Below are 22865 nucleotides of genomic sequence, written 5' to 3'. Positions count from 1 at the left end.
CTCCGAACCAGCCCGGCGGAGCTGACCGAATGGATATTCTATCATGCGAACGACTTCTCGACGCGGAATGTTGACCATGACCACTGGGACGGCGGCTGCCGCCGTACTCTCGGATGTGAGCAAGGCAAGCGCTCAGACCGGTCCGGAACTGCTTTTCTCGGTGCCGATCACAACGATCCCGGTTGTCGGTGAATCTCGACTATTCCAGGCCCGCCGCATCTATTGCATAGGTCGCAACTACGCCGCCCACGCAATCGAGCGCGGCTCGGACCCCAATCGCGAGCCGCCGTTCTTCTTCCAAAAGCCAACGGACGCAATCCAGAATGTCGCAATCGGCGAGATCGCGGATCATCCCTATCCGTCGCTTACCAAAAACTATCATCACGAGGTCGAGCTGGTGGCCGTTCTGAAATCGGGCGGCACGAACATCCCGCCTGAAAAGGCGCTCGACAATGTCTACGGATACGCCGTCGGTCTCGATATGACGCGGCGCGATTTGCAGAACGGCATGGCCGCGGAAAAGAAGCCGTGGGAAATCGGCAAGAGCTTCGACCACAGCGCCGTGATCGGTCCGATCAATCCGGTCGCCAAGGTCGGGCACTTCACCAGAGGCGCGATCTCGCTCGCCATCAACGGTGTTGTTCGACAGAGCTCCGATTTGGACAAGATGATTTGGAGCGTTGCCGAACAAATCGCCCGGCTTTCGGAAGCATTCGAGCTGGCACCGGGCGACATCATCTATTCCGGGACGCCGGAACATGTTGGTCCTGTGGTCAAAGGGGATGTGCTGCTCTGCAAGCTGGAGGGCTTGCCGGATATGTCAATCAAGCTCGTGTGACGGGGCGTTAAAGTCAAAGGGAAACCGATATGGAATCGATCAATTACACAGCACGTTGGGGCGCGTTGCTGCTGCGGCTCCTGTTGGCAGCCTATTGGATCGTGCATTGGGGTTTCAAGGTAGTCCAGAAGGAGATCCTCTAGCCGTTCGCCTCGCAAGGAGGGATCAGCAAGTTTTGGAAGCTGCTCATTCAAAAATCTTCGCAGCGATACTTCGAGATCGGTGAAAGCGTGCGCCAACGTAGCTGCTTCTCCTTGACCGTAGCGGGCAATAATCGGCGCGGAGCCGAGCCTTTCTATCAAATCACGAACGGCCTCATTAGTTTGTAAGAGACACATTGCGCACCCCATCTCGTTGTACCGGAACCAAGTTTCAGTCTCCTTCAATCCAAATTCCAGCTTCGCTCAGAGCGTTAAGAATACGTTCGATGTCTTTGGGATCTAGAACCTTACTGTCACACAGTTGATTCAATTCATCGAAGGTAATCTTGCCGTTCCGTTCACTGATTTCGATAGCTCGTCGAATGATTTCCGGCACGCTCATGTTATCTCCATTTCAGCAGCCCTATTATACGGGGAGAGAGTCGCCTTGTGGCCTATGCCGATCATTCCAGCGGGTCTGCGGCTTGACCGCTGTTCACCTCTAAGCGGACTATGTGCTGCGCTTCCGAAAGAAAAGGCCGCACTTGCGGCTCCAAATGGAAAACCTTGGGTGCGGCCGTTGGAATGTTAGGTGATTTTCACCAGATAGTCCTTGGTGGCGGAACCTCGCCCTTCCTTCTTGTAGAGTACTCCCAGTTCACGAAGCGCCGCCGAACAGCAGAAGGAATTCTGGGACGCGATGGGCAAGCCGAAGGCGTCGCGCCCGGCGAACCTCGCGAAGGACTACACCGTCACGGTGAACGCGCTGCTTGACGTCATGGACAAGCTGTCCGCCGTGCTCGCCGCCGACGTCAACCACAAGGACGCCACCATCGACCAGCTGCTCGCGGTCAAGCAGATTGCCTGGCTACTGCGCAACACCGCCGGCGAAGCCTCGCTGATCATCTCGACCGGACTCTCCAGCGGCAAGATGACGCCGGAGATCAAAGCCAATTACGGCAAATTCCTCGGTGGCATCGACATCGGCTGGAACGCACTGGAGCTGACCGCTGCCGGCATGCAGCTGCCGCCGGCGCTGTCGAGCGCTTTGGCCGCCAACAAGACCGCCTATTTCGACCGGGAATATCTGTCCCCTTCGCGATCGGTTGCTGAACGCGCTGCTCGCTGGAGAGAAGCCCGAGTTGACCCCGAACCAGTACTCGCCCATCTCGGTCGGTCGGCTCAGCGCCGCCGTCGGCGTCGCCGAAGCCGCGCTCGATGCCGCCAAGGCGCACGCGGCCACGCGAAATCAACGCGAGGAGAGTGGCTCCGCCTCATACGCGCAGTTGTCAACTGCGACCGAAACGAGATGAGACGACATTCTCGAAAGGTTTTTTGGAGAATTTGACGACATAGGAGATAGGGAGGGGGTCTGTACGAAGACTCCGTTTTGATGCAGCGCGAATGTCCGGTGTCAGCCGCAAAGCCGAAGCCCACCTCGCTGCGCCAGAATGCGGGCCAGGGTGTCCGAACTGCCACCGGCGACGAACGGGACAATGATCTTGATGCTGCGGTCCGGCCAGGCTGGCGCCGCAGTCGAGACACCGGTCGCCAAGAGAATGAGGGCGATCAAGGCACGTGATCGATAGCGCATTCCATTCTCCAATTTCATCTTGCTCCCGGCGGTGCGCGCTACTCCGGCTTGATGTTGCCGGCGGTAATGATCTGGCGCCATTTCTCGATCGATGAATCGATATGGGCGATATATTCCTGCGGCGTGGAGCCGATGGACTGGTAGCCGTTTTCATCGAAGCGCCGGCGCACCTCGTCGGATTTCAGCGCGCTTTGAGTACTGGTTGCGAGTTGGGCGAGGACCGCCGGCGGCAAATTGGCGGGCGCCACGATTCCAAAGTCCGGCGCCGCATCCACCTTCGGCAGACCAGCCTCCGCCATGCTGGGCACGTCAGGCAGGTGCGCGATGCGTCCCGTCGTGCTTCCAAGAGGCTTCAGCTTGTTGCCGCGGACATGCTCCAGAACGGTGGGAATGGTACCGAATGTAAAATCGACCTTGCCGCCGAGCAGATCGATCATGGACGGCCCGCCACCGCGGTAGGGCACCGCGACAACGTCGATGCCGGCCTCCTGACGGAATTGTTCGCAGCCGAGATGGACCGCGGTGCCGAGGCCGGCGGTCGCCATACTGAGCGCGCCGGGCTTCGATTTGGCGAGCGCGATCAGTTCCTTCACGTTGCTCACGGGAAGCTGCTCCGGAACGACCAGCACCAGCGAGGTGCGCGCCAGCAGGGACACCGGCGTGAAATCCTTTTTGGTGTCATACGGCAGCTTGACGCCGAACAGGCTGGGATTGATCGTGAACGCGCTGTCGACGACGCCGATCGTGTAGCCGTCGGGCGCGGCCGTCGCGATCGCCTGCGTGCCGATCATGCTCGCACCGCCGCCCCGGTTATCGACGAACAGCGACTGGCCGAGCTTTTCGGCCATGGCGGCGACGACGAGACGCGCCACGATGTCAGATGCGCCGCCGGCGGCGTAGGGAACGATGACGCGGACCGGACGCTGCGGATAGGCTTGCTGCTTCGCCCGCGCGCCGGAGAGCGACACCGTCGCGGCGGACGTCAGTCCGATCAGCAGCGAACGCCGGTCGATGCCTGGCATGAATTTTCCCTCCCTGTTTTTGTACGACCGTCAGGCCCGGTATCGATCGATCAACGCCATGTCCGGATCGCCGCCGAGGCCCGGCGTCGCAGGCACGGCGAGGAAACCCGCTTCGATCGGAACGAAACCGCCGCAGGGATCGAAGGCAAGCTCGCAATAAAATCGTTCCAGCGCGCTCACCTTCGCCTTGGCCGCCAGCACGTGAATGGTGGCAAGATAGCCCGGGCCGAAATACGGTGAGTGCGGAACGCAGGTCACTCCCGCCGCTTCCGCCTCGCGGCAGATCTGCCAGAGCGCCGTCAGACCGCCGATCTTGATGACGCTGGGCTGCACATAATCGACACAGTCCGCGGCGAGCATCTTTTTGAAATCGAGAGCGTTGCTGGCATTCTCGCCGATGGCGGTCGGCACGCCCGTCGTTTGTCTGAGCGCCGCAAGCGACGCAAAGTCTTCCGGCGGCCAGATCGGTTCTTCCACCCACAGCAGATTGGATGGCGACATTTCCATAACGGCTGCGGTGGCCTCCGCCGGCAGCCACGCGCAATTGGTATCGACCATCAACGGTACGTTCGGGCCCGCCGCGGCGCGGGCAGCGGCGACGGCCTTGGCTGTGCGCTCATGCAATTTGACCTGGCGAAAGCCTTTTCCGAGCGCACGATCCACGACGCGGCTGATCTCTTCGGTGTTGCCGTTATATTGCAGCAGCGATGCGTAGACCTCGATGCGGTCGCGCTGCCGTCCTCCCAGGAGGGTTGAGACCGGCACGCCTGCGTGCTTGCCGCGGATGTCCCACAGCGCGATGTCGAGGCCGCTGATCGCGTGGATGGTGGCACCGGCACGGCCGAGATTGTGCAAGGTCCGTTCGATCCGCGCCGGCAGTTCGACGTCGTCGACGCTTTGCCCGATCGCCAGCGGCGAGACCCATTGCTCGATCGCCGCCACGACCGCGGACCGGAAGCTGCCATAGGCTTCACCCCACCCCACCGTGCCCTGATCGGTCGTTACCCTGACCAGGACGGTATCGAGGCTAGTGCGCGGCCGGCCAGCGAACATGGGCGGAGATGCCCAATGGTCGAACGGGATCCCCAGCGGAAACGCCGTGATCGTCGCAATTTTGGGTGCGTTCATTGATGGGTCCTTGGACGATGCGGCTTTGATTGAACGGGCGGCCTGAGCCAACCGTCACGGCCATTGTGGCCCCCTGATGCATGTGGTCTAAATGCCAAAAGCTGTACCAATCATGTTCTGGGGTTATGATGTTGAGTATGCGCGAACTGGAGGTGTTTCGGCGCGTCATGGAGTTGGGCACCATCACCGCCGCTGCCGAGGAACTCCACGTTTCGCAGCCCGCCGTCAGCCGAACGCTTCAGCAGGCCGAGCGACGGCTCGGATTTCCGCTCTTTCTGCGGCGCAAGAAGCGGCTGCTGGCGACGGCCGAAGCGCAATCGCTGTTTCCCGAGACCGTCAGCGCGTTCGCGGCATTTGACGTCGTACAAAGACGCGCAGGCGATCTGCGAGCCGGGCGAGCGGGCGTGCTCAACATCGCAGCGATTTCGGCCTTCGCCAATGCGGTGCTGCCGACCGCGGTGGCAAAATTTCGCCGGTCACGGCCTGACGTCGTGATCACGCTTCAGTCAATGAGTGCGCTTCAGGTCACCACCCATGTCGCCAACTACCATGCAGACTTAGGCTTGGTTATAGACTCCACGGCGGCGCCGGGCGTCTCGGTAAGCGATCTCTGGGCAACCGATTTCGGATGCGTGATGCCGCGTACGCACCCATTGGCATCGAAGCTTTGCGTCGTGCCCGCTGATATTGAGCCCGAAGCGCTGATATGCCTGAGCAGGCAGCTCCCCTTGGGAATCCACGCCGTGCGCGCCTTTGCCGATGCCGACGTCCCGTTGAAGATTGCAATCGAGGTATCGCAGTCCACCGTCGCATGCGCATTGGTGCGCGCAGGCGCAGGCCTGGCGCTGCTGGACGGGCTAGCAATGATGGGGACACCGGCGCCAGATCTGGTGATGCGGCCGTTCGATCCTGCGATCAAAGTCATGGGCAGGCTCGTTCAACCGCGCCATAGGTTGCCATCTCGTCTGGCCCAAGAGTTCATCGGTGTTCTAAAAGATGTCAAAGTGACATACGAGCGTTGCTTCCGGTCGGAGTGACCAGCTTGCCGCCGGAATGGGCGGCTTCGAAGACGCGGGGCGGCTCAGCAACAGTTGGCGGACTGGAAGCGATTCGGCGGTGGTCGCGGCACTCCAATCGCTGCCCAGCCCTTGTGTCATGAGGAGAATGCGTTGACGGCAAGGAGTTGGTCGTCGTTGCGACTTACTATAACGATGCAAGATGTGATCGATTGGCCGATCGCGTTTCTCGACGCAATCTATGCCGGCGTTGTGCCCGTGGCGGTGAATACGGCACGACCGCCTTGATAGCCGAGTCGCTTCAACGGAGCCCCGTTAGACGTCGGGCTTGCTTCGACTCCCACCAAACGCGTAGGCCTCCGAAGAGGCCAATATCTTAGTGAGCTTGTTCTCGTAAGGTAACGCCGCAACGAAATCGCAACGAATTGGGTGAAACGACCGTGAACAAAACGAGCCAGAAGCACCTGTCGCCACAAGAAAAATCAACAACTTAGAAGATATTCTTTGCGTTCGGGACGCAGGGCTTCCCGCCGTCAGATCGGAGGGATGGCGTGCGAACGGTGGCTTTTAATCAACTACCAAGGGCCACCGGTGTCCGCGTCAACGCCGTCTCGCCCGGGATCATCAAAACGTCACCAAAACCAACAGGTCGATGAAATTCTGAAACAAGCGGTGCATTGGTAGACCAGCTTATTGATCAGTCTTCGTCTTGCTTCAGCGGGTCGAACTGCTCCAGCGAATCTGGGCCGAAAGTGTCGTCCGGCAATTCGTCAAGCTTAGCCATGCTGCGACGAACGTGCCGCCTGGCAGCCGCTTCCGCCGCCTGTTCGTCCCCCTCGAGAATCGCTTGGCCAATACGGCGGTAATCTTCAAACCGTAGCTCCGGGGGCATGCTCAGATGCGTGCGCACCAGATGAACCTGGGTATTTGGCAGCAAGCGGGCCAGTTCAGCGTTTCCGCCGATACGCGTCATCGCCCGATAAAAACGGTTGCGCGCGCGGATCATTTCGTAAGACTCGCGCTCATTGGCGAAAGTGAGTAGCTGCCGATAGGATTCGTTGAATTGACGCCGATGGCCCGGCTTTTGGATACTGGCCGCGGCTAGACGTGCGGCGAGCCCGACCATTAGCTCGAGTATGAGCAGGATGTCCCGCGCTTCCTTCCGGGAGAGCTGACGGATTTGTGCTCCTCTGAATTGATGAGCTGCCGCGACGCCAATCGCTGAAAGGCGCTTAATTGCCTCGCGTACCGTGCTTCGCCCGACCTCGTATCGTTGCATCAGATCCGACTCGACCAACCGCTGGCCCGGTGCGTATCGCCCATCATAAAGGCCACGCACTACGTCGGCCACGACGCGATCGGACGCACTGGCCGTCGAGTCGAGGGAATTGGCAGATGGCTTGAGCTTCATCGATCGGCTCGGTTCCGCCGCCCGTTCCGGCCCAGCCCGCCGAATTGGCTCTCCCGAACGCATGATTCGAGCCGCGACCGCTCCCGAAAGTGTCTGTCACAAGCCTCAGGTATGATCTGTTCGGCTTGCCTCCAGGTTCTGGACATCATCATTCCCCAAATCGAAAAACATCATTGGCCTGCGTCGATCCACGCATTGTGTCTGTGGAATATGGCGCTCCCTCAGCCTAGCCCATGGACATATTGCACAATCGAGCCTGTCGCAAACATCTCACCACGCAAAATCGGCTTCGCCAAGATCGGCTTCTGCTTCCCCGTCAGTTTCCGGCGCTCTTGGTATTCTGTTGCGATCGTGCTGCTTCTTCGGAAAGGCTCCAATTCAGAGACGACTGGCTAATCGCCATGCTAACTCGGCGAGCGGCAGGGCTTTGCCTCCGAGGTCGCCCGCGTCTGCATTCGCGGCCGTGCCGTCGATCGCACGCTTGGCGATTCCTTGGAGGATGGAGGCAAGCCGAAATAGACCCAGAACGATGTAGAAGTCCCAGTTTGAAGGTGCCTTCACACCTCTGCGTTCAACATAGTTCGTCAAGTATTGCCGTTCGTCCGGAATCCTGAGACCCGCGAAATCGACATCTGCCAAGCCGCGAAAGAGTTTTGGAGGGATGCGCCACGTCATCGCGTGATAGGCGAAATCGGCAAGCGGGTCTCCTAGCGTCGCCAATTCCCAATCGAGCACCGCAACGATTCGGGGTTCGGTCGGATGGATCAGGACGTTGTCTAAACGATAGTCACCGTGAACGACGCGCAACTCGCCTTCGTTGGGAAGATGCGAGGGAAGCCATCGGATCAGTTGTTCCATTGCTTCGTTTGGTGTCGTTTCCGAGGCGCGATATTGTTTCGTCCAACGCGTCACCTGCCGGGCTAAATAGCCTTGTCGAGGACCAAAGTCACCGAGCTCGATGGCGTCGGGATCGAGGCTGTGAATTGCGGAAATCACACTGTTCATTGAATCGAAAATATGGCCCCGGTCCCGTGCCCCGAGACCTGGCAATTGCGGATCCCAGAAGACTCGGCCCGGTATCCAATCCATTACGTAGAACATGCTGCCCAGAACTTCTGGGTTCGTACACAGCGCGTGAACGCGAGGCACCGGGATGCCAGCGCGACCAACTGCTCCTAAGACGCGGAATTCGCGATCAACAGCATGAGCTGTAGGCAGTACGTCTCCTGCGGGTTTGCGGCGCAGCACGTAATTTCCGGAAGCCGCTTCAAGTTTAAAGGTCGGATTTGATTGGCCGCCGGCAAACCGTTCAACCCGCAAGGGACCACGAAATCCATCCAAGTTGCCACATAACCAGTCAGTGAGGCGATCCAGAGGAAGGGGGCCACCGCTACCGGATGAAGTTAAAGGGCTGTTCATTGCTGTTGGCGAGTTCCAAAAGATTGCGAAAGTATAACCTCGGCGTGTTTGGACTGTCAAGATCGTCAGACGAGATTGCATGCCGAAGTGTTCTGACCTACTGTTGAGATCTCAAGAGGCTGGGGAGTTGGATGTGATTGAGCAAAGCAAACGCGGAATTGCCTTGGCCGAGCAGCTTCAAGCCTTTATGGCCGAGTACATATATCCTCAGGAGCGCCGCTATTACCTTGAGGCGGAGCGGCTCGGGCCGTGGGCGATCTATCCGGTTGTCGAAGAGCTCAAGATCAAAGCCCGGGCGGCGGGCTTGTGGAACTTGTTTCTTCCGGCAGACGAATCTCCCGACGGGCTGTCGAACGTGGACTACGCCCCGCTCTGCGAGACCATGGGGCGCAGTCTCTTCGCCCCTGAAGTGTTCAACTGTTCTGCCCCGGACACCGGCAACATGGAAACATTGCTGCGCTATGGTTCGGCTGAGCAGAAGAAACAATGGCTGCATCCGCTGCTGTCCGGCGAAATTCGCTCTGCCTTCGCAATGACAGAACCGGCGGTGGCTTCGTCCGATGCGACCGTTATCGCCAGTTCGATCGTCCGCGACGGAGACGAATACGTTGTAAATGGACGCAAGTGGTACACGACGAACGCCACGAACCCCGCGTGCAAGATCTTCATCTTCATGGGCAGAGTCCAGCCTGAAGCTGATGATCCCTACCGGCGCCAGTCCATGATTCTGATCCCGCGCGAGACGCGGGGCGTCCGGGTTGTCCGTGCATTGCCGATAATGGGCTTCTATGGCGTGCCGGATCGCGCCGCGGAGGTTGTCTTCGAGAACGTGAGAGTGCCGGTCTCGAACATGCTTCTCGGCGAAGGCCGTGGCTTCGAAATAGCGCAGGGACGGCTCGGGCCGGGGCGGATCCACCATTGCATGAGGCTGATCGGCCTATCGGAGCGGATACTTGAACGCATGTGCCGCCGGTCGGAAATTCGCACTCCCTTCGGGCGCCCATTGGCTGATCAGTCGGTCACGCTTGAGCGCATTGCAGAATCCCGGGTCATGATCGAACAAGCCCGCCTTCTGACGATGAACGCCGCCCAAAAGATGGACACGGTAGGCAACAAGAATTCTCGCCGTGAAATAGCGATGATAAAGGTGGCCGGTCCGCGGATGGCGCAGCAGATTGCGGACTGGGCGATGCAGTTGTTCGGTGGAGGTGGGACCAGCAACGACCATCTGCTTGCAGCCGCCTTTGCAAACGCTCGGTTGCTGCGACTCGCTGACGGCCCCGATGAGGTTCATCGCAACCAGATCGCGAAAATGGAGATCAGGCGTCATCACGGCACCGATCCGGCTCGCACGGGCGGGAGCGCAGATGTCCTTACCCTTGTGGAGGCAGAACAAATGGCGTGCGAGGGGCTGTGGCCGAAGCCGGCAGGCTTCGATGCTTGAGGGGCAGAATCGTCGCTCATCGTGTGTTTATGAATCGAAGGAGTTCGTGAGAACGCTATTTGGAGCACGGGCGCTGGATGCCGCGCGAGACCGGAAGTCCAGTCTTCTTTCGGCCTCTTGCTCTAACCAATCGGCTGCGCATTGCACACGTGTCGCGATCCATCGTTTATCGATCCAATTCTAAGGCTTCACTGGAGAACTCGCATGACCCTCGCTGGCAAAACCCTGTTCATCACCGGCGGTAGTCGTGGGATCGGCCTTGCGATTGCGCTCCGCGCTGCGCGGGACGGTGCCAATGTCGTGATCGCCGCTAAAACCGCTGAATCTCACGCCAAGTTGCCCGGTACCATCTATACCGCCGCTGAGGACATCGAGGCCGCTGGAGGCAAGGCACTGCCGCTGATCTTGGACGTTCGGGATGCTGACGGCGTGGAGGCCGCGGTGAGCAAGGCCGCGCAACACTTCGGCGGGATAGACATCGCTGTGAATAATGCTTCCGCGATTAATCTTGTCAGCTCCCTCGAAATGGACGTCCGTCGTTTCGACCTAATTCAGCAGGTCAATGTGCGCGGCACGTTTCTTGTTTCGCGCGCCTGCATACCGCACTTGAAGAAGGCCGCGAATCCGCACTTGTTGGCGTTATCGCCCCCGCTCGATCTTCGTCCTGAATGGCTCGGCGCGCACGTGGCCTATTCAATCAGCAAGTTCGGCATGAGCATGGTAATGATGGGAATGGCAGAGGAGTTCCGCGCCGACGGTATCGCTTGCAACACGCTCTGGCCCCGTACCACCATAGCTACCGCTGCGGTCGAGTTCGCGCTCGGTGGGGAGGAGATGCTCAAGAAGTCGCGGAAGCCGGAAATTATGGCCGATGCCGCCTACGCCATCTTCTGCAAGCCTGCGGTCACTTTCACTGGGCACTGCCTGGTAGACGATGCGGTGCTGCGCGGGGAAGGTGTGACCAATTTCGCTGGCTATGCCGTGGCTCCCGGAAATGAGCTCTTGGCGGACATCTTCATCGATCCTTCGACCGTCTGATGGGACGCCGCAAGACTGCGTCGAGGATGAGCATTTATTGGGCCGTACCACAAGAGAGCTCGACCTTGTCTGAAACTCGCGCAGTCGATCCTTGCCGGACCGAAGCCACCAAACGCGCGGAGCACCATTGTTGTTGAGGAGCATTTATGAGCGATCAGGTAGCCCCGATCAAAATCACCCGCGATGGCGCGGTTGCTATCGTCGTGCTCGACCGCCCTGCCGCGGGCAACGCGATTGACGTGGCCACGGCCCGGGCTTTGCTTGAAGCAGCAGTCGAGGTGAATTGCGATCCTTCGGTGCGAGCAGTCCTCATCACGTCCGAGGGCAAGCTCTTCAGCGCTGGCGGCGACCTCAATGGCTTCGCGTCGGCAGCGGACAAAGTTCCGGATCTGTTGTCGATGGAAACTGCGTATTTTCACTCGGCTGTCGCGCGGTTAGCGCGGATGGACAAACCGCTGGTCATTGCAGTCCAAGGCTTCGCCGCTGGTGCCGGTTTCAGCCTGGCTATGCTGGGCGATATTGTGATCGCAGGACAGGCGGCGCAGTTCACCATGGCCTACACCGGCATCGGGCTCACCCCTGACGGTGGCGCCAGTTGGTTGCTGCCCCGGTTGGTGGGCTTACGCAAGGCCCAGGAGATGATCCTGATGAACACACGCCTTGGGGCGGATGACGCATTGGCCGCGGGGTTGGTGACGCGTGTCGTTCCCGATGCAGAACTCGGGGCCGAAGCCCTGCGGATTGCCAAAGCGCTGGCCGCCGGACCGACTCGGGCCTTCGGCCGCACCCGCGAACTACTGCTCGCCAGTTATGGCGAGACTTTCGAAGGGCACCTCGAACGGGAGGCGCGCGGCATAGTGGCCAGTGCTAGCGACGGGGATGCACGGGATGGAATCGCGGCCTTCTTGGCTAAGCGCCAGCCCGTTTTTTCAGGCCAGTGATTCTCCCCGGTCCGGCGGTCGATACGGAATGAGAATGTTCATACTAAGTTTGGTCAGAACCTCCTGCAGCGGTCGGATCAACCCGGCGGATCAACTCGCAAGGATGGTGCGCTTGAGCTGCAGTTAGGCGGCCTCATGGCTCTGAGCGGCCAGCCGTCATCTCGCCAGTCTCAAGGATGTCGCAGTACTGAGTGAGCCGATCGAACCGCGCGGTCATCATCTTGGCGACGCCGGCCATTCCGAACAGAAGGTCGGTGCTCTCATGATTGAGGTCCGCTCAGCCGACAGGCAACTGACGCCCTAAAGGTAGTAGATCGGCAGAATCGAATCTTTCGTCTAAACGGCGGCTAATGCGTTTCAAATGCCGCCGTATCATCAACTACGAGTCCGGATCTAGTTCACTTTCGCGCGACGAGGTTTTGCGACCTCAATCGGAAGTGCCGCGACCTTGGTCCAACGCGACAGTAATGCTGCTTTCCGATCTTTCGCCGACGACGCACTGCGCAATTTGACGTGGCCGAAACCCCGGATCAAGTCGGGTAGGCAGGCAATTTCGATGGCTAACTCGTAGTTGCCTGCACTAAGTGCCGGGAGCAACATCATTATTGTCTCTTCGTATTCTAGAATCAGCCGACGCTCCATTCGCCGCTCAGCTGTCCAACCGAATACGTCGAGCTTGGTGCCGCGCAATCGCTTCAAACGAGACAGCAGCTTGAGCAGCGGGAGGATCCAGGGACCAAAACTTCGCTTCCTCGGCTCGCCATTCTGCTTCCGATTTGACAGGAAGGGCGGCGCCATCTGCAGGGAAATCCGTGGTTCACCTTCAAACTGTTCTCGAAGGATACGGGCAAACTGACCGTCGGTGTAAAGCCGTGCCACTTCATATTCGTCCTTATAGCTCATGAGCTTCGCAAAGTTTATTGCAACCGCCCTGGCAAGTTCTGATTTGCCCGTTGCTACCGCATTCTCTCCAGCCCGAACGAGATCGACGAGCGTTCGGTAGCGACGCGCGTAGGCGCCATCCTGATACGCAGTCAAATGACGTACTCGGTGTTCAATCAGATCATCGAGCTCGACAGGTTCGCTCCCGATCCGCTTTAAACCAGCGTTGAGTTCCACTGCTTTCGCATCTACGGCCGCCAAGCGCCCCCAACTGAACGCCTGCTTGTTAAACTCGACAGAGACGGCATTGAGCTCGATCGCGCTCAGCAAAGCCTCGAGGCTGACCGGCAAGAGACCCTTCTGAAAGCTGTAGCCAAGCATGAACGTGTTGGTGGCGATTGCATCACCAAGTAGGGCCGTTGCAATGGACTGGGCATCGATGAAATCGACATTGGCTCCCCCGGCGGAATCGACGAGGCGTTTACGCAAGGCGGCTTCCTGGAAATCAATATCGTGATCTCTTAAGAACGCCGCAGTCGGAACGATCTGCGTATTGCCCACGATACGTGTCGCGCCTCGCGAGATGGTCGAAATCGCAGCTGGACTTGCTGCGACGACCATGTCGCAGGCAATGATCGCGTCGGCCTTACCCGCTGGAATCCGAGATGCGACGGACGATGCGTGGACTCCGATGCGGATATGGCTCATGACCGCACCATTCTTTTGTGCCATGCCGGTCGAATCCATCACGGTACAATGCAGTCCGTCCAAACGGGCCGCCATACCCAAGAGCGCCCCGATCGTAATGACGCCGGTGCCGCCTATGCCGGTTATCAAAATACTATGGATACCGTCGATGACTGGTTTGTCGGGGCGTGGTAGCTGGGCCGAGTTAGGGCGGGACGTAAGTCCCGCGGGCTTGCTCTTGCGGGGCCTTGCGCCTGAGACCGTCACAAAACTCGGACAGAACCCGTTCACGCAAGAATAGTCTTTGTTGCAAGAAGACTGGTCTATCTTTCGCTTTCGACCAAATTCAGTGTCGACGGGCTGTACCGAAATGCAGTTGGATTTCGCGGTACAGTCCCCACAGTTCTCGCAAACCGAAGGGTTGATGAAGACACGCTTGTCGGGATCGGGGAGCTTGCCGCGCTTGCGCCGCCGGCGCTTTTCTGCGGCGCATGTCTGGTCGTAGATCAGAACTGTTAGTCCTTTGATATCCCTCAACTCGCGCTGCACCTCGTCGAGCGCATCCCTGTGGTGTACGTCGATGCCGTTAGGTAACTTCAGTGTCTGGAACTTGCTAGGATCGTCGGTCACGACAACGACGCGGTGGGCACCTTCCGCAAGAACCTGTTGGCAGATCTGCGGAACGGTGAGGTGACCTTCGACACTCTGTCCTCCCGTCATGGCAACCGCATCGTTGAACAAGATCTTATAGGTGATATTGACCTTGCTGGCAGCCGCCGCGCGAATTGCGAGCAGCCCACTGTGGGAGTAGGTGCCGTCGCCGAGATTTTGGAAGACGTGCTTCTGCGAGGTGAATGGGGCTTGTCCGACCCATGCCAGTCCCTCGCCACCCATATGACTCCATAGGTGCGTCCGCCGTTCCGGCATAAACGCAAGCATCCCGTGGCAGCCGATGCCGGCCATCGCTCGGCTTCCCTCCGGCAGGGTCGTCGAAGAATTATGAGGGCAACCGGAACAGAAGAACGCCGGACGCGCCACCAGCGTCGTCAATTTCGACGCCGTCTGCCCAATTTGCTCCAGACGCGCTACGTTCTGCTCGATTAGCGGGTGCTTTCCGATCAACGAAAGAATGACCTTGCCGAGCCGTGCGCCCAAGAAGACGGGGTCAATCTCCCCCTCGCTTGGGATGAGGACGTTGCCGGCGAGGTCGTGCTTGCCGGCGATGCGGGGGCGGGACGGGTCGTTGTATAATATTCGCGCGATCTGATCCTCAATCAGACCACGCTTTTCCTCGACGACGATGATGTCCTGCAGGCTGTCGACGAATGTCCTCAAGCCGCTTTCTTCAATGGGCCAGACCAAACCGATCTTATAAAGGCGGATGCCGAGACGCTCCGCCATGTCTTCACCAATGCCGAGTTCGCCGAGTGCTTCCCGCAGATCCAGGTAGGCTTTGCCGGCAGCGACAAGCCCAATCCGCGCCTGACGTGGGTTCCAGACCAGTTCATCAAATCGGTTGACGCGGGCGAAGGCCGCTACGGCCGTCATCCGGGCTCCGTGAAGCCGTTTCTCCTGGTCAAGGGGGGGATCGGTGAGCCTAATATGCAGGCCGCCTGATGGATTCGCAAAATCCCGGGGTATGACGATGGCGGGTCGCTCAGGATCCAGATCCACTGTTCCCGCCGTTTCAACCGTTTGCGACGAAACCTTAAATCCAACCCAGCAACCTGAATATCGGGATAGGGCAAACCCCTGCAGACCGAAGTCCAAGAAGTCCTGGAGCGTAGCCGGGGCCACGACCGGCATCATAGATGCAACAAAAACCTGCTCGCTCTGATGCGGCATTGTCGAAGAGTGCGCGCCATGATCGTCGCCGACGACCGCTAGCACGCCGCCGCATGGGGCCGTGCCCGCGCCGTTAGCATGCTTGAATACATCGCCACAACGATCTGCTCCGGGCCCCTTCCCATACCATATGCCGAAAACACCGTCGACATTGGCACCTTCGAATAAATTGACCTGCTGGGTGCCCCAAATCGACGTCGCAGCAAGATCTTCGTTGAGCCCAGGCTGGAATACGATCTTGTTCTTCCGCAGAAGCGGTTCGACCGACTGGAGTGCGGTATCATAACCGCCGAGCGGCGAGCCTCTGTATCCCGAAATAAAACCGGCGGTGTTCAGTCCGGCATCACGATCCCGCGTCCGCTGCATCAATGGCAGCCGGACCAGGGCCTGGGTCCCTGTCAAGTAAACACGACCTCTCTCCAAAGAGTATTTGTCGTCGAGCGATACATTCAGGCCGCTAACGAGATCGCCACTAGTCATCTGTTCCCCCAAGATCGTCGAACGATTTATTAGGACGATATCATACCGGATGGATCAGGTGAAATGGTTTTAACGGTGGGCATAGCCGTTCGAGACGGACGTGCGTTTCCGTCTGGTCTGCGACTAGGTAAGACCAAGGTGAAAGATCGGGCGAAGGGAGATATGGTCGCCAGGAGCCGAGGAACTTTCTGCGGTGCCGCTCTCGCCCGTAAGCAGTGGCGTCCGGCTGCTTCAGGCCGGGTACCAGCTTCGCTTCAGCAGACGTCGCGAGAAAGCGTCAGTCGGCCTTCACGCGAACAGCAGGCTCATACTCTCGCCGGACTCGACTCAATCCCTGGAGTGTTGCTCTTGGTTAGATTCCGGCAGGGCGTTACTCCGGCGATGGCCCTTTCGGGCGACGCGCAAACGCCTTTCTGCCCAAGCAACCAGGATCCAATAAGTTCCGGCCAGCTTTCCGAGCCCCGCCTGCTCATTTGCCAATACCAGCAAAGGCTTGGTCGGGGAGCTTCCTAATGGCGCGAATCGCGGCATTGATGTGGGCGCTCATTGCCTTCGCAGCCCTGGCCCCATCACCTTTTAGAATCCCTTCGCCGATTTCCCGGTAGTCGTCAAACAGCCTTTCGCGGATCACAGTGTCCCAAACCTGCAGGCGAGTCGTTTGCATCTGCCCCGCAGGCCACGTGCGCACGAGTTCGCGATTGCCACTCAGAGCGACGATTGCGCCAAAAAAGGCTTCTCGCCCCTGAACAACGGCCAAGAAGTCGGACGCGTTCTTGAGCCCCATGAGTTCCCGGTAAGCGCGTTTGAAGGCGTCGCAGTTTTCGCCGAGGCGAACCCTTTCGGCCGCCAACTTCATCGCGAGCTCACCGAGTGCGCCGATCAGTTGCAAAACCTCTATCATTTCATCGCGACTCAAGAGGCGGATGATTGCGCCGCGGTGCATTTGGATATCGACGACCCGCTCCGCCGCAAGTCGCCGGAGTGCTTCCCGGACCGAGCCCCGGCTCACCTGATAGCGCTGCATCAGATCCGGTTCGATCAACCTCTGCCCAGGAGAATAGCGCCCAGTGCGCAATCCATCGACGATGTCTGCTACTATCAAATCAGGTGAAGCTACCGCCGCCGTTGATCCGGAGGCCGCGATTGATCTCGACACCACTGAGTATGAGTCTCCTAATTGCGTCCGTTGCTCGCAAGCAAGAGTTCTGCGGAGAAATCCTCAGTACTGCTGCCCCTGATCGGTCAGCATAAACAGGGACCACTGGCGCTGCAATATAGCACCAAGCATGACTGAAATCCCGAGCGGCAGGTGTCAGGTTGCTCCCCGCGCCGCGTCAGTCCGAATGGGCTTTAGCCGCAACTGAACGGGCATGCCAACCCTGACCGCTCCGCGCTCTGCGGAGCGCCGTTTCGCCATCCGCTTTAACGCTCGCAGTTCGTCGACCAAAGCCGGCAAAATGTCTTCGTCACGAGATTGAACACGGGGTGTGCAATTGCGAACGGATCGAAGCTCCGAAGCCATTGACTTGTTCACGTTCGCGAGGGCGTTGACATTTGCCCGAAATCGTCCGACGATATCGATGGGCGATACGTTCGCCCGTAAGCGAGCCGCGCCTGGACCAAGGTCGGGTAAAGAGAATGGCTCAGAAGGGAGGAAGGGGAGTGCCATCTCTCGCGTCGGGTTGCCGAGCAGGATCTCGCACCAAGTTTTCCAAGTTTGGAACGTCTATCCGGTCGCAGTGGCTCAAGCATCCCCGGTCGGCAGACCGCTGGTTGCAGTCGCCAAGTCAGCGCCATCTTGCGTCGTTTGGACCGGCTTCCCTTTCCCATTCAACAATAGCCCACAGGAGGAGGGTGGACGGCTATCAGACCGAAGATCGCTGTCGACCCGGCCCGATGCAGCGATTTGTGCGATTAGCACCGACGTGTCCGGCATGCTCGTGCGCGTTCTCAGCAACGACCACCGCAACTGCAGCAGATCTCGATGTAAAATTCGCCGTGTCGCCGCCGCGTGCGCATATCGACTGCCGAGGCTTTTCGATTCCTGAAAAGACGGATCTCCGGGGAGGGGGCGGCATGGGGAGTGGGCCCCACCGATCATCTCGGCCCGAATCCGACGGCCATCCAAGCCGGCTTTCACGCCGGTAGCGTGGCGGCGCCTAGCTCGACGGAGCGCCGCCACGGGACAAAATCAATCTGAGTGTTGCGAGAGGGGCAACGTACATGCACCAGTCAATTACAATGAGCAGTTCGTCGATCGGAGCACGACTTGACCGGATTCCGCTCTCGAAGTTCCACTACCGTATGCTCACATTGATCGCGCTCGGGCTATTCGTTGATAGCTTCGAGGTCATGATCATGGGCGGGGTGCTTGCTGCCTTGGTGCAGTCCGGTGTGTCAGATTTCGCTCAAAACGCGAAGTTCATATCGGCAACCTTCGCCGGCCTGGCGGCCGGAGCATTGTTCGCTGGGGTGATCGGGGACAAATTCGGCAGAAAGGCGTCATATCAGTTCAACCTTCTGTTGTTTGGGTTGCTTTCTTTTCTCGCCGCTTTCGCGCCGAGCATGTCCTGGCTCATAGTCATCCGCTTTTTCATGGGCATCGGCTTGGGGGCCGAATTTGTCATAGGTTACGGCTTCATCTCAGAGTTCGTCCCGCCTGCGGTTCGTGGCCGAAGCATTGCCGTCGCTGCGCTTGTCTCCAATTCGGGGCAGCTCATCGCGTCTCTGGTCGCTCTCGCCGTCATTCCGACGCTGGGATGGCGGTGGATGTTCGCCATTGCGGGTGTCATGGCGCTGTCGGTCTGGATGCTCCGCAAGAACATGCCGGAGTCGGCGCGTTGGCTCGAATCGGTGGGGCGCATCGACGAGGCTGATCGGATCGTCAGTCACATCGAAGTCGAAGCGGGAATGGAGCCTGGTCCAAAGCCGCTGGCGCGCATGGAGATCGTGCGTGAAGGGGCCTTCGACATTCGTGAACTATTCCGGTCTGCTCTGCTAGGTCGCACTTTGATTGGTATGCTCTTGGCCATCGTTGTGCTGACGGGCAACTACGGCTTTATCGCATGGATACCTACGTTCCTCGTCAAACAAGGCCACAACGTCTTCTCGTCTCTGTGGATCTCAACCTTAATGGCGGTAGGCTCGATTTGCGGGCCTCTTCTTGGTTTATGGATTTCCGACAACCTTGGCCGAAGATACAGCATCGCACTCGTTGCCGTATTTACGGCCGTTGTCGGTGTGATCTACCCCAACGTAACCTCGATTTCGGCAATCACGATTTGCGGCTTCTTGCTACAGGCCTCAATCTTGCTCCTCATCGCGTTGGGAATAGGCACCTATCTGCCAGAATTGTTTCCAACGAACTACCGCTTGCGCGGCAGCGGTCTAGCGCAATTTGCTGGACGTGTTGCGACGATCTTCACGCCGTTTCTCGTTGTGGCGTTGTTCGAGAGCTTTGGAGTGGGCGGTGTTATCTACTCGATCGCAGGCCTCTACATCCTGCTGAGTATCACTCTCGTGACTTTCGGAATCGAGACCAAGAACCGCCCCTTGGAGCGGATTAACTAGCGTGCCAGGTGCCTTCGGAGGACAAAGCAATGCCTCAACCAGCTACGATGTTCGAAAAAATTTGGAATGCCCATGCTATCAGAGAGATGGGTGAAGGGGTGACGCTGGTCCATGTAGACCGACACATTCTTCAGGAAGCAGCGTGCTCGCAAGCCTTCGACGGGCTACGGAATGCAAATCGTTCCGTCGAGTGCCCCGGCTTGACGGTCGGTGTTACGGACCACGTCGTGTCTACCAAGCCTGGTCGAGACGCCTCAACCTACGAAGGTGGCAGGCCGTATCTGGTCCTCATGGCTCGAAACTGCGGCGAGCACCGGATACGCCTGTTCGATATCAATCACTCTCGGCAGGGAATTGAGCACGTGGTCGCGCCCGAGCTCGGACTCGTGCTTCCGGGCTGTACCGTGGTTTGCGCAGACAGCCATACCGCAACCAATGGTGCGCTTGGCACGCTAAGCTGGGGTTTTGGAACGAGTGACGTCGGGCACGTGCTTGCCACCCAAACCGTTCTTCAAAAGCGCTTCAAGACTCTGCATCTTGCTATCGAGGGCCGCCTTTCTCCCGGTGTTTATGCAAAAGACGTCATCCTGCATGTTATCGGCCAACTCGGCACCCAATTTGGCGGCGGATACGCCGTCGAATATGGCGGGTCCTTGATCCGGAGCTTATCGATCGAAGAGCGAATGACGGTATGTAACATGTCGATAGAGCTCGGCAGCCGCTGCGGCTTCGTCGCCCCTGATGAGAAGACCTTCGAATATTTAGCGGGGCGTCCATTTGCGCCAACGGGCCAGCTCTGGGAGCTAGCGGTGCGCACTTGGCGCACATTGCCGAGTGATCCAGGCGCCGTCTTCGACCATAGTCGCACGGTAGACTGCTCCCATCTCGCTCCGCAGATAACCTGGGGGGTTACACCAGCAGACGTTACCGACGTTGAAGCTCGAGTACCCGATCCGTCGTCGTTTGCAACTGCACAACTCCGCGAAAGGGCTGCTAAGGCGCTTGAGTACCTTGCCTTAGTCCCCGGTCAACCCTTGACCGATATCTCTATCGACTACGCGTTTATCGGCTCCTGCACGAACGCGAGGCTGAGCGACCTGCAAGCGGCGGCTGACGTGGTCAAGGGACGAAAGGTGGCTTCAAACGTGACGGCGCTGGTCGTTCCTGGATCCTCGACTGTCCGGCGCGAGGCCGAAGCTCTCGGCCTGGACCGCGTTTTCAAAGACGCTGGATTTGACTGGCGAGAGTCGGGCTGTTCCATGTGTCTCGCGCTCAACGACGATTTTGTGCCGCCCGGAAGCCGATGCATTTCCTCGTCAAACCGCAACTTCGAGCACCGGCAAGGTCCGAACAGCCGAACGCATCTCGCCAGCCCCGCATCCGTAGCTGCTGCCGCTCTCGAAGGAAAAATCGCAGACGTCCGGAGGTACATCTGATGGAAAAGTTTCTGACGCTGAACGGCTCGGCGGCGCCCCTCCTCGAAGCCGACATCGATACAGATGCTATTATTCCGGCGCCATTCCTGCGCACACCAACTGCCGATCTGGCGCACGGACTGTTCTTCAACCGGCGCTTCGACTTAGAGGGAAAACCGCGAGGCGAGTTCATTCTGAATCGCGACCCGTTCACACGCGCGTGCGCTTTGGTCGCGGGGCCAAACTTCGGCTGCGGAAGCTCTCGTGAACATGCCGTTTGGGCGCTCAAACGCTTCGGAATCCGATGTGTGATTGCGTCAAGCTTTGGGGAGATTTTCTACGAGAATTGTTTCAAGAACGGCGTTTTGCCGATCGTACTTTCATATGCCGATGTGACCGCGCTAGTGGCTCAGCTTGAGCGTTCCCAATTTCAGATCCAGGTTGATCTTCCCAATCAAATCGTAAGCAGCGGCGACCTTAGCCTTACTTTTGAAATTCCCGCGCGCAAAAAAGAAGCTCTTTTGCAGGGCCTGGACGAAATTGGCACCACGATGTTGGGGTTGGACGAAATCCGTAATTTCCGTGCCAATGATCGCGCTAGAAGGCCTTGGATTTACGAGCTCGAGCTACGTGCTCTTGAATAAGGCGCCTTCGCGCTATCCGTTGCGCCGCAGCCATGAGTAGCGCCAGGCGGTATGTCTCCATTTCAATCAAGCGGATGTCAGATGCGAAAACGTAAATCGCTAAGAGAGCTGGCGAAGGAGGAAGCGCCCCTCATCACGCCAGCGGCACACGATGCCTTTACGGCAAGAATTATTGAACGCGCGGGTTTTAAGGCTCTTGCGCTTGGCGGCTCGACTATGCTTGCCGCCAGGTTCGCGCTACCTGATATTGGTCTCGCAGCGCTAGCTGAAATGATCGAGATAGCGCGAGACATCCTACACGCAACCGAGCTCCCCTGCATTGTAGATGGAGACGACGGATATGGCGACGCCAAGAGCGTCGTGCGGACGATAGAGCTCTACCAGAGCATCGGCGCAGGAGCGGTGGTCCTCGAAGACCAGATTCGAGTGACCAAACAGTCCGGAAACAGTAGAGCTCGTAGCGTTGTACCAGTCGACGAGATGATGCCAAAGCTGCGAGCTGCAGCCGAATCCTGTTCAAAGGGCGATACGCTGCTTATAGCTCGCTGCGATGCCTACGGCCTCGAAGGGCTCGATGGCTGCCTTCGTCGCGTAGAGAGCTATTTGAAAGCAGGCGCGGATGGCATTTTCATTCCCGGTATACCCTCGGTCGAAGAGTTGGCTCGGGTCGGTCGAGCCTTCAAGGGCACCTACCTGGTCGTCGATATGGTGGACGGTCGAGAGACATGGGTCGAGCCGTCCGAATTTGCCGATATTGGTTTTTCCCAGATCGTTTATCCGAACTTCATCATGCTACGGGCAATGCTCGCTGCAGAGAAGGCGGCGCATGACTTGCAGGCATTCGTTCGTGGTGGTCCGCGACCAGAAGAGCTCGGCAAGCTGGAGTCCGCGCGGGAAATGTTCCGTGAGCTGGTGCGCGAATCTCGTTGGACTGCGGTGGAGCAGCGCTTCCAGTAGAGCTGCTCGTGCGGGTCCGCTTGGAATCCCGAGGCAGAGTAGGAAGAGTGAGAAAAAGGGCAGGTTATCACGGCAAAGACCACGAGCAATTCACAGTTGACTGAGTTGCAACTAAGTGCATAATGCCCGAGCGCTTAGGTGGGGAACTTTACTGTCGGATGGAATCGTAGGACGATCCGGAAAGATTGGATCGGGCATGATGCAGAGGGATGCTCCGGCTGGAGTGACTCCCGGCAGTGTGAACGGGTCTGAGCGGCTACGGCTTTAACTGGGCCAATAGCACTCGAAAATAGCGATACTTTCCCAAGCTGCTTTGATGCTTGGGCAATAGAAGAACCGAGCAGGCTCATTCTCCGATTGGGAGATTTGAAGGCTGATCCGGCGCGTTTGCACT

18 protein-coding genes are annotated in these 22865 nt (G+C 58.6%); 10 read left to right on the top strand and 8 right to left on the bottom strand.

Annotated elements, in window-relative coordinates:
• Positions 1-43 precede the first annotated feature (43 nt).
• Positions 44-838: a fumarylacetoacetate hydrolase family protein gene (locus RAD15_RS06025; RefSeq protein WP_458175399.1), complete on the top strand. Its 795-nt coding sequence runs from the start codon at positions 44-46 to the stop codon at positions 836-838.
• A gap of 372 nt (positions 839-1210) precedes the next feature.
• Here the strand turns inward: RAD15_RS06025 and RAD15_RS06020 are convergent, their stop codons facing one another.
• A complete protein-coding gene (locus tag RAD15_RS06020) occupies positions 1211-1381 on the bottom strand; it encodes an RNA polymerase sigma factor region1.1 domain-containing protein (protein WP_458175397.1) in 171 nt (56 codons plus the stop codon).
• Between the two features lie 297 nt (positions 1382-1678).
• On the opposite strand from RAD15_RS06020, the gene RAD15_RS06015 reads away from it, so the two are divergent.
• Positions 1679-2326, top strand: coding sequence for a hypothetical protein (locus RAD15_RS06015; protein ID WP_458175395.1), 648 nt, complete (start codon positions 1679-1681; stop codon positions 2324-2326).
• Between the two features lie 66 nt (positions 2327-2392).
• Here the strand turns inward: RAD15_RS06015 and RAD15_RS06010 are convergent, their stop codons facing one another.
• Genes RAD15_RS06010 through RAD15_RS06000 form a run of 3 tightly spaced genes read right to left on the bottom strand, consistent with a single transcriptional unit; the run spans position 2393 to position 4722 of the window.
• Entirely contained in the window at positions 2393-2572 is a 180-nt protein-coding gene (locus RAD15_RS06010) for a hypothetical protein (protein WP_458175393.1), read from the bottom strand.
• Between the two features lie 38 nt (positions 2573-2610).
• Positions 2611-3594, bottom strand: coding sequence for a Bug family tripartite tricarboxylate transporter substrate binding protein (locus RAD15_RS06005; RefSeq protein ID WP_458175391.1), 984 nt, complete (start codon positions 3592-3594; stop codon positions 2611-2613).
• Between the two features lie 30 nt (positions 3595-3624).
• Positions 3625-4722, bottom strand: a complete 1098-nt coding sequence (locus tag RAD15_RS06000) for a mandelate racemase/muconate lactonizing enzyme family protein (RefSeq protein WP_458175389.1) — start codon at positions 4720-4722, stop codon at positions 3625-3627.
• 137 nt (positions 4723-4859) lie between these two features.
• Here RAD15_RS06000 and RAD15_RS05995 point away from each other — a divergent pair, with 137 nt between their 5' ends.
• Complete coding sequence (locus RAD15_RS05995; RefSeq protein WP_458175387.1) at positions 4860-5759, top strand: LysR substrate-binding domain-containing protein; 900 nt, start codon at positions 4860-4862, stop codon at positions 5757-5759.
• A gap of 676 nt (positions 5760-6435) precedes the next feature.
• Here the strand turns inward: RAD15_RS05995 and RAD15_RS05990 are convergent.
• Positions 6436-7149, bottom strand: coding sequence for a GntR family transcriptional regulator (locus RAD15_RS05990; RefSeq protein ID WP_458175385.1), 714 nt, complete (start codon positions 7147-7149; stop codon positions 6436-6438).
• Between the two features lie 378 nt (positions 7150-7527).
• Positions 7528-8649 carry a phosphotransferase gene (locus RAD15_RS05985; RefSeq protein WP_458175383.1) on the bottom strand — a complete coding sequence of 374 codons (1122 nt, stop codon included), beginning with the start codon at positions 8647-8649 and terminating at the stop codon, positions 7528-7530.
• Positions 8650-8701: 52 nt separating this feature from the next.
• Between RAD15_RS05985 and RAD15_RS05980 the strand changes: the two genes are divergently transcribed.
• From RAD15_RS05980 to RAD15_RS05970, 3 genes are all read left to right on the top strand, one after another.
• The gene (locus RAD15_RS05980) at positions 8702-10012 is read left to right on the top strand and encodes an acyl-CoA dehydrogenase family protein (protein ID WP_458175381.1); all 1311 of its coding nucleotides are present in this window, start codon (positions 8702-8704) and stop codon (positions 10010-10012) included.
• A gap of 204 nt (positions 10013-10216) precedes the next feature.
• Entirely contained in the window at positions 10217-11050 is an 834-nt protein-coding gene (locus RAD15_RS05975; protein ID WP_458175379.1) for an SDR family oxidoreductase, read from the top strand.
• A gap of 146 nt (positions 11051-11196) precedes the next feature.
• Complete coding sequence (locus tag RAD15_RS05970; RefSeq protein WP_458175377.1) at positions 11197-11991, top strand: enoyl-CoA hydratase/isomerase family protein; 795 nt, start codon at positions 11197-11199, stop codon at positions 11989-11991.
• A 393-nt stretch (positions 11992-12384) separates the two neighbouring features.
• Here RAD15_RS05970 and RAD15_RS05965 read toward each other — a convergent pair whose 3' ends face one another.
• Complete coding sequence (locus tag RAD15_RS05965; protein ID WP_458175375.1) at positions 12385-15885, bottom strand: indolepyruvate ferredoxin oxidoreductase family protein; 3501 nt, start codon at positions 15883-15885, stop codon at positions 12385-12387.
• A 469-nt stretch (positions 15886-16354) separates the two neighbouring features.
• Positions 16355-17041, bottom strand: a complete 687-nt coding sequence (locus tag RAD15_RS05960; protein WP_458175373.1) for a GntR family transcriptional regulator — start codon at positions 17039-17041, stop codon at positions 16355-16357.
• 1067 nt (positions 17042-18108) lie between these two features.
• On the opposite strand from RAD15_RS05960, the gene RAD15_RS05955 reads away from it, so the two are divergent.
• The 4 genes from RAD15_RS05955 to RAD15_RS05940 all read left to right on the top strand — a co-directional run bounded on the left by RAD15_RS05955 (position 18109) and on the right by RAD15_RS05940 (position 22471).
• Complete coding sequence (locus RAD15_RS05955) at positions 18109-19455, top strand: MFS transporter (protein ID WP_458175371.1); 1347 nt, start codon at positions 18109-18111, stop codon at positions 19453-19455.
• Between the two features lie 29 nt (positions 19456-19484).
• Positions 19485-20891 (top strand): 3-isopropylmalate dehydratase large subunit, encoded by a 1407-nt coding sequence (leuC, locus tag RAD15_RS05950; RefSeq protein ID WP_458175369.1) that lies wholly within the window; start codon positions 19485-19487, stop codon positions 20889-20891.
• Entirely contained in the window at positions 20891-21514 is a 624-nt protein-coding gene (gene leuD, locus RAD15_RS05945; protein ID WP_458175367.1) for a 3-isopropylmalate dehydratase small subunit, read from the top strand. The genes leuC and leuD overlap by 1 nt, the downstream gene beginning before the upstream one ends.
• 81 nt (positions 21515-21595) lie before the next feature.
• A complete protein-coding gene (locus RAD15_RS05940; protein ID WP_458175365.1) occupies positions 21596-22471 on the top strand; it encodes an isocitrate lyase/PEP mutase family protein in 876 nt (291 codons plus the stop codon).
• The last annotated feature ends 394 nt before the right edge of the window (positions 22472-22865 follow it).

It is taken from the genome of Bradyrhizobium sp. 14AA, from assembly GCF_054185205.1.
This window is presented reverse-complemented; position numbering and strand designations above follow the sequence as displayed.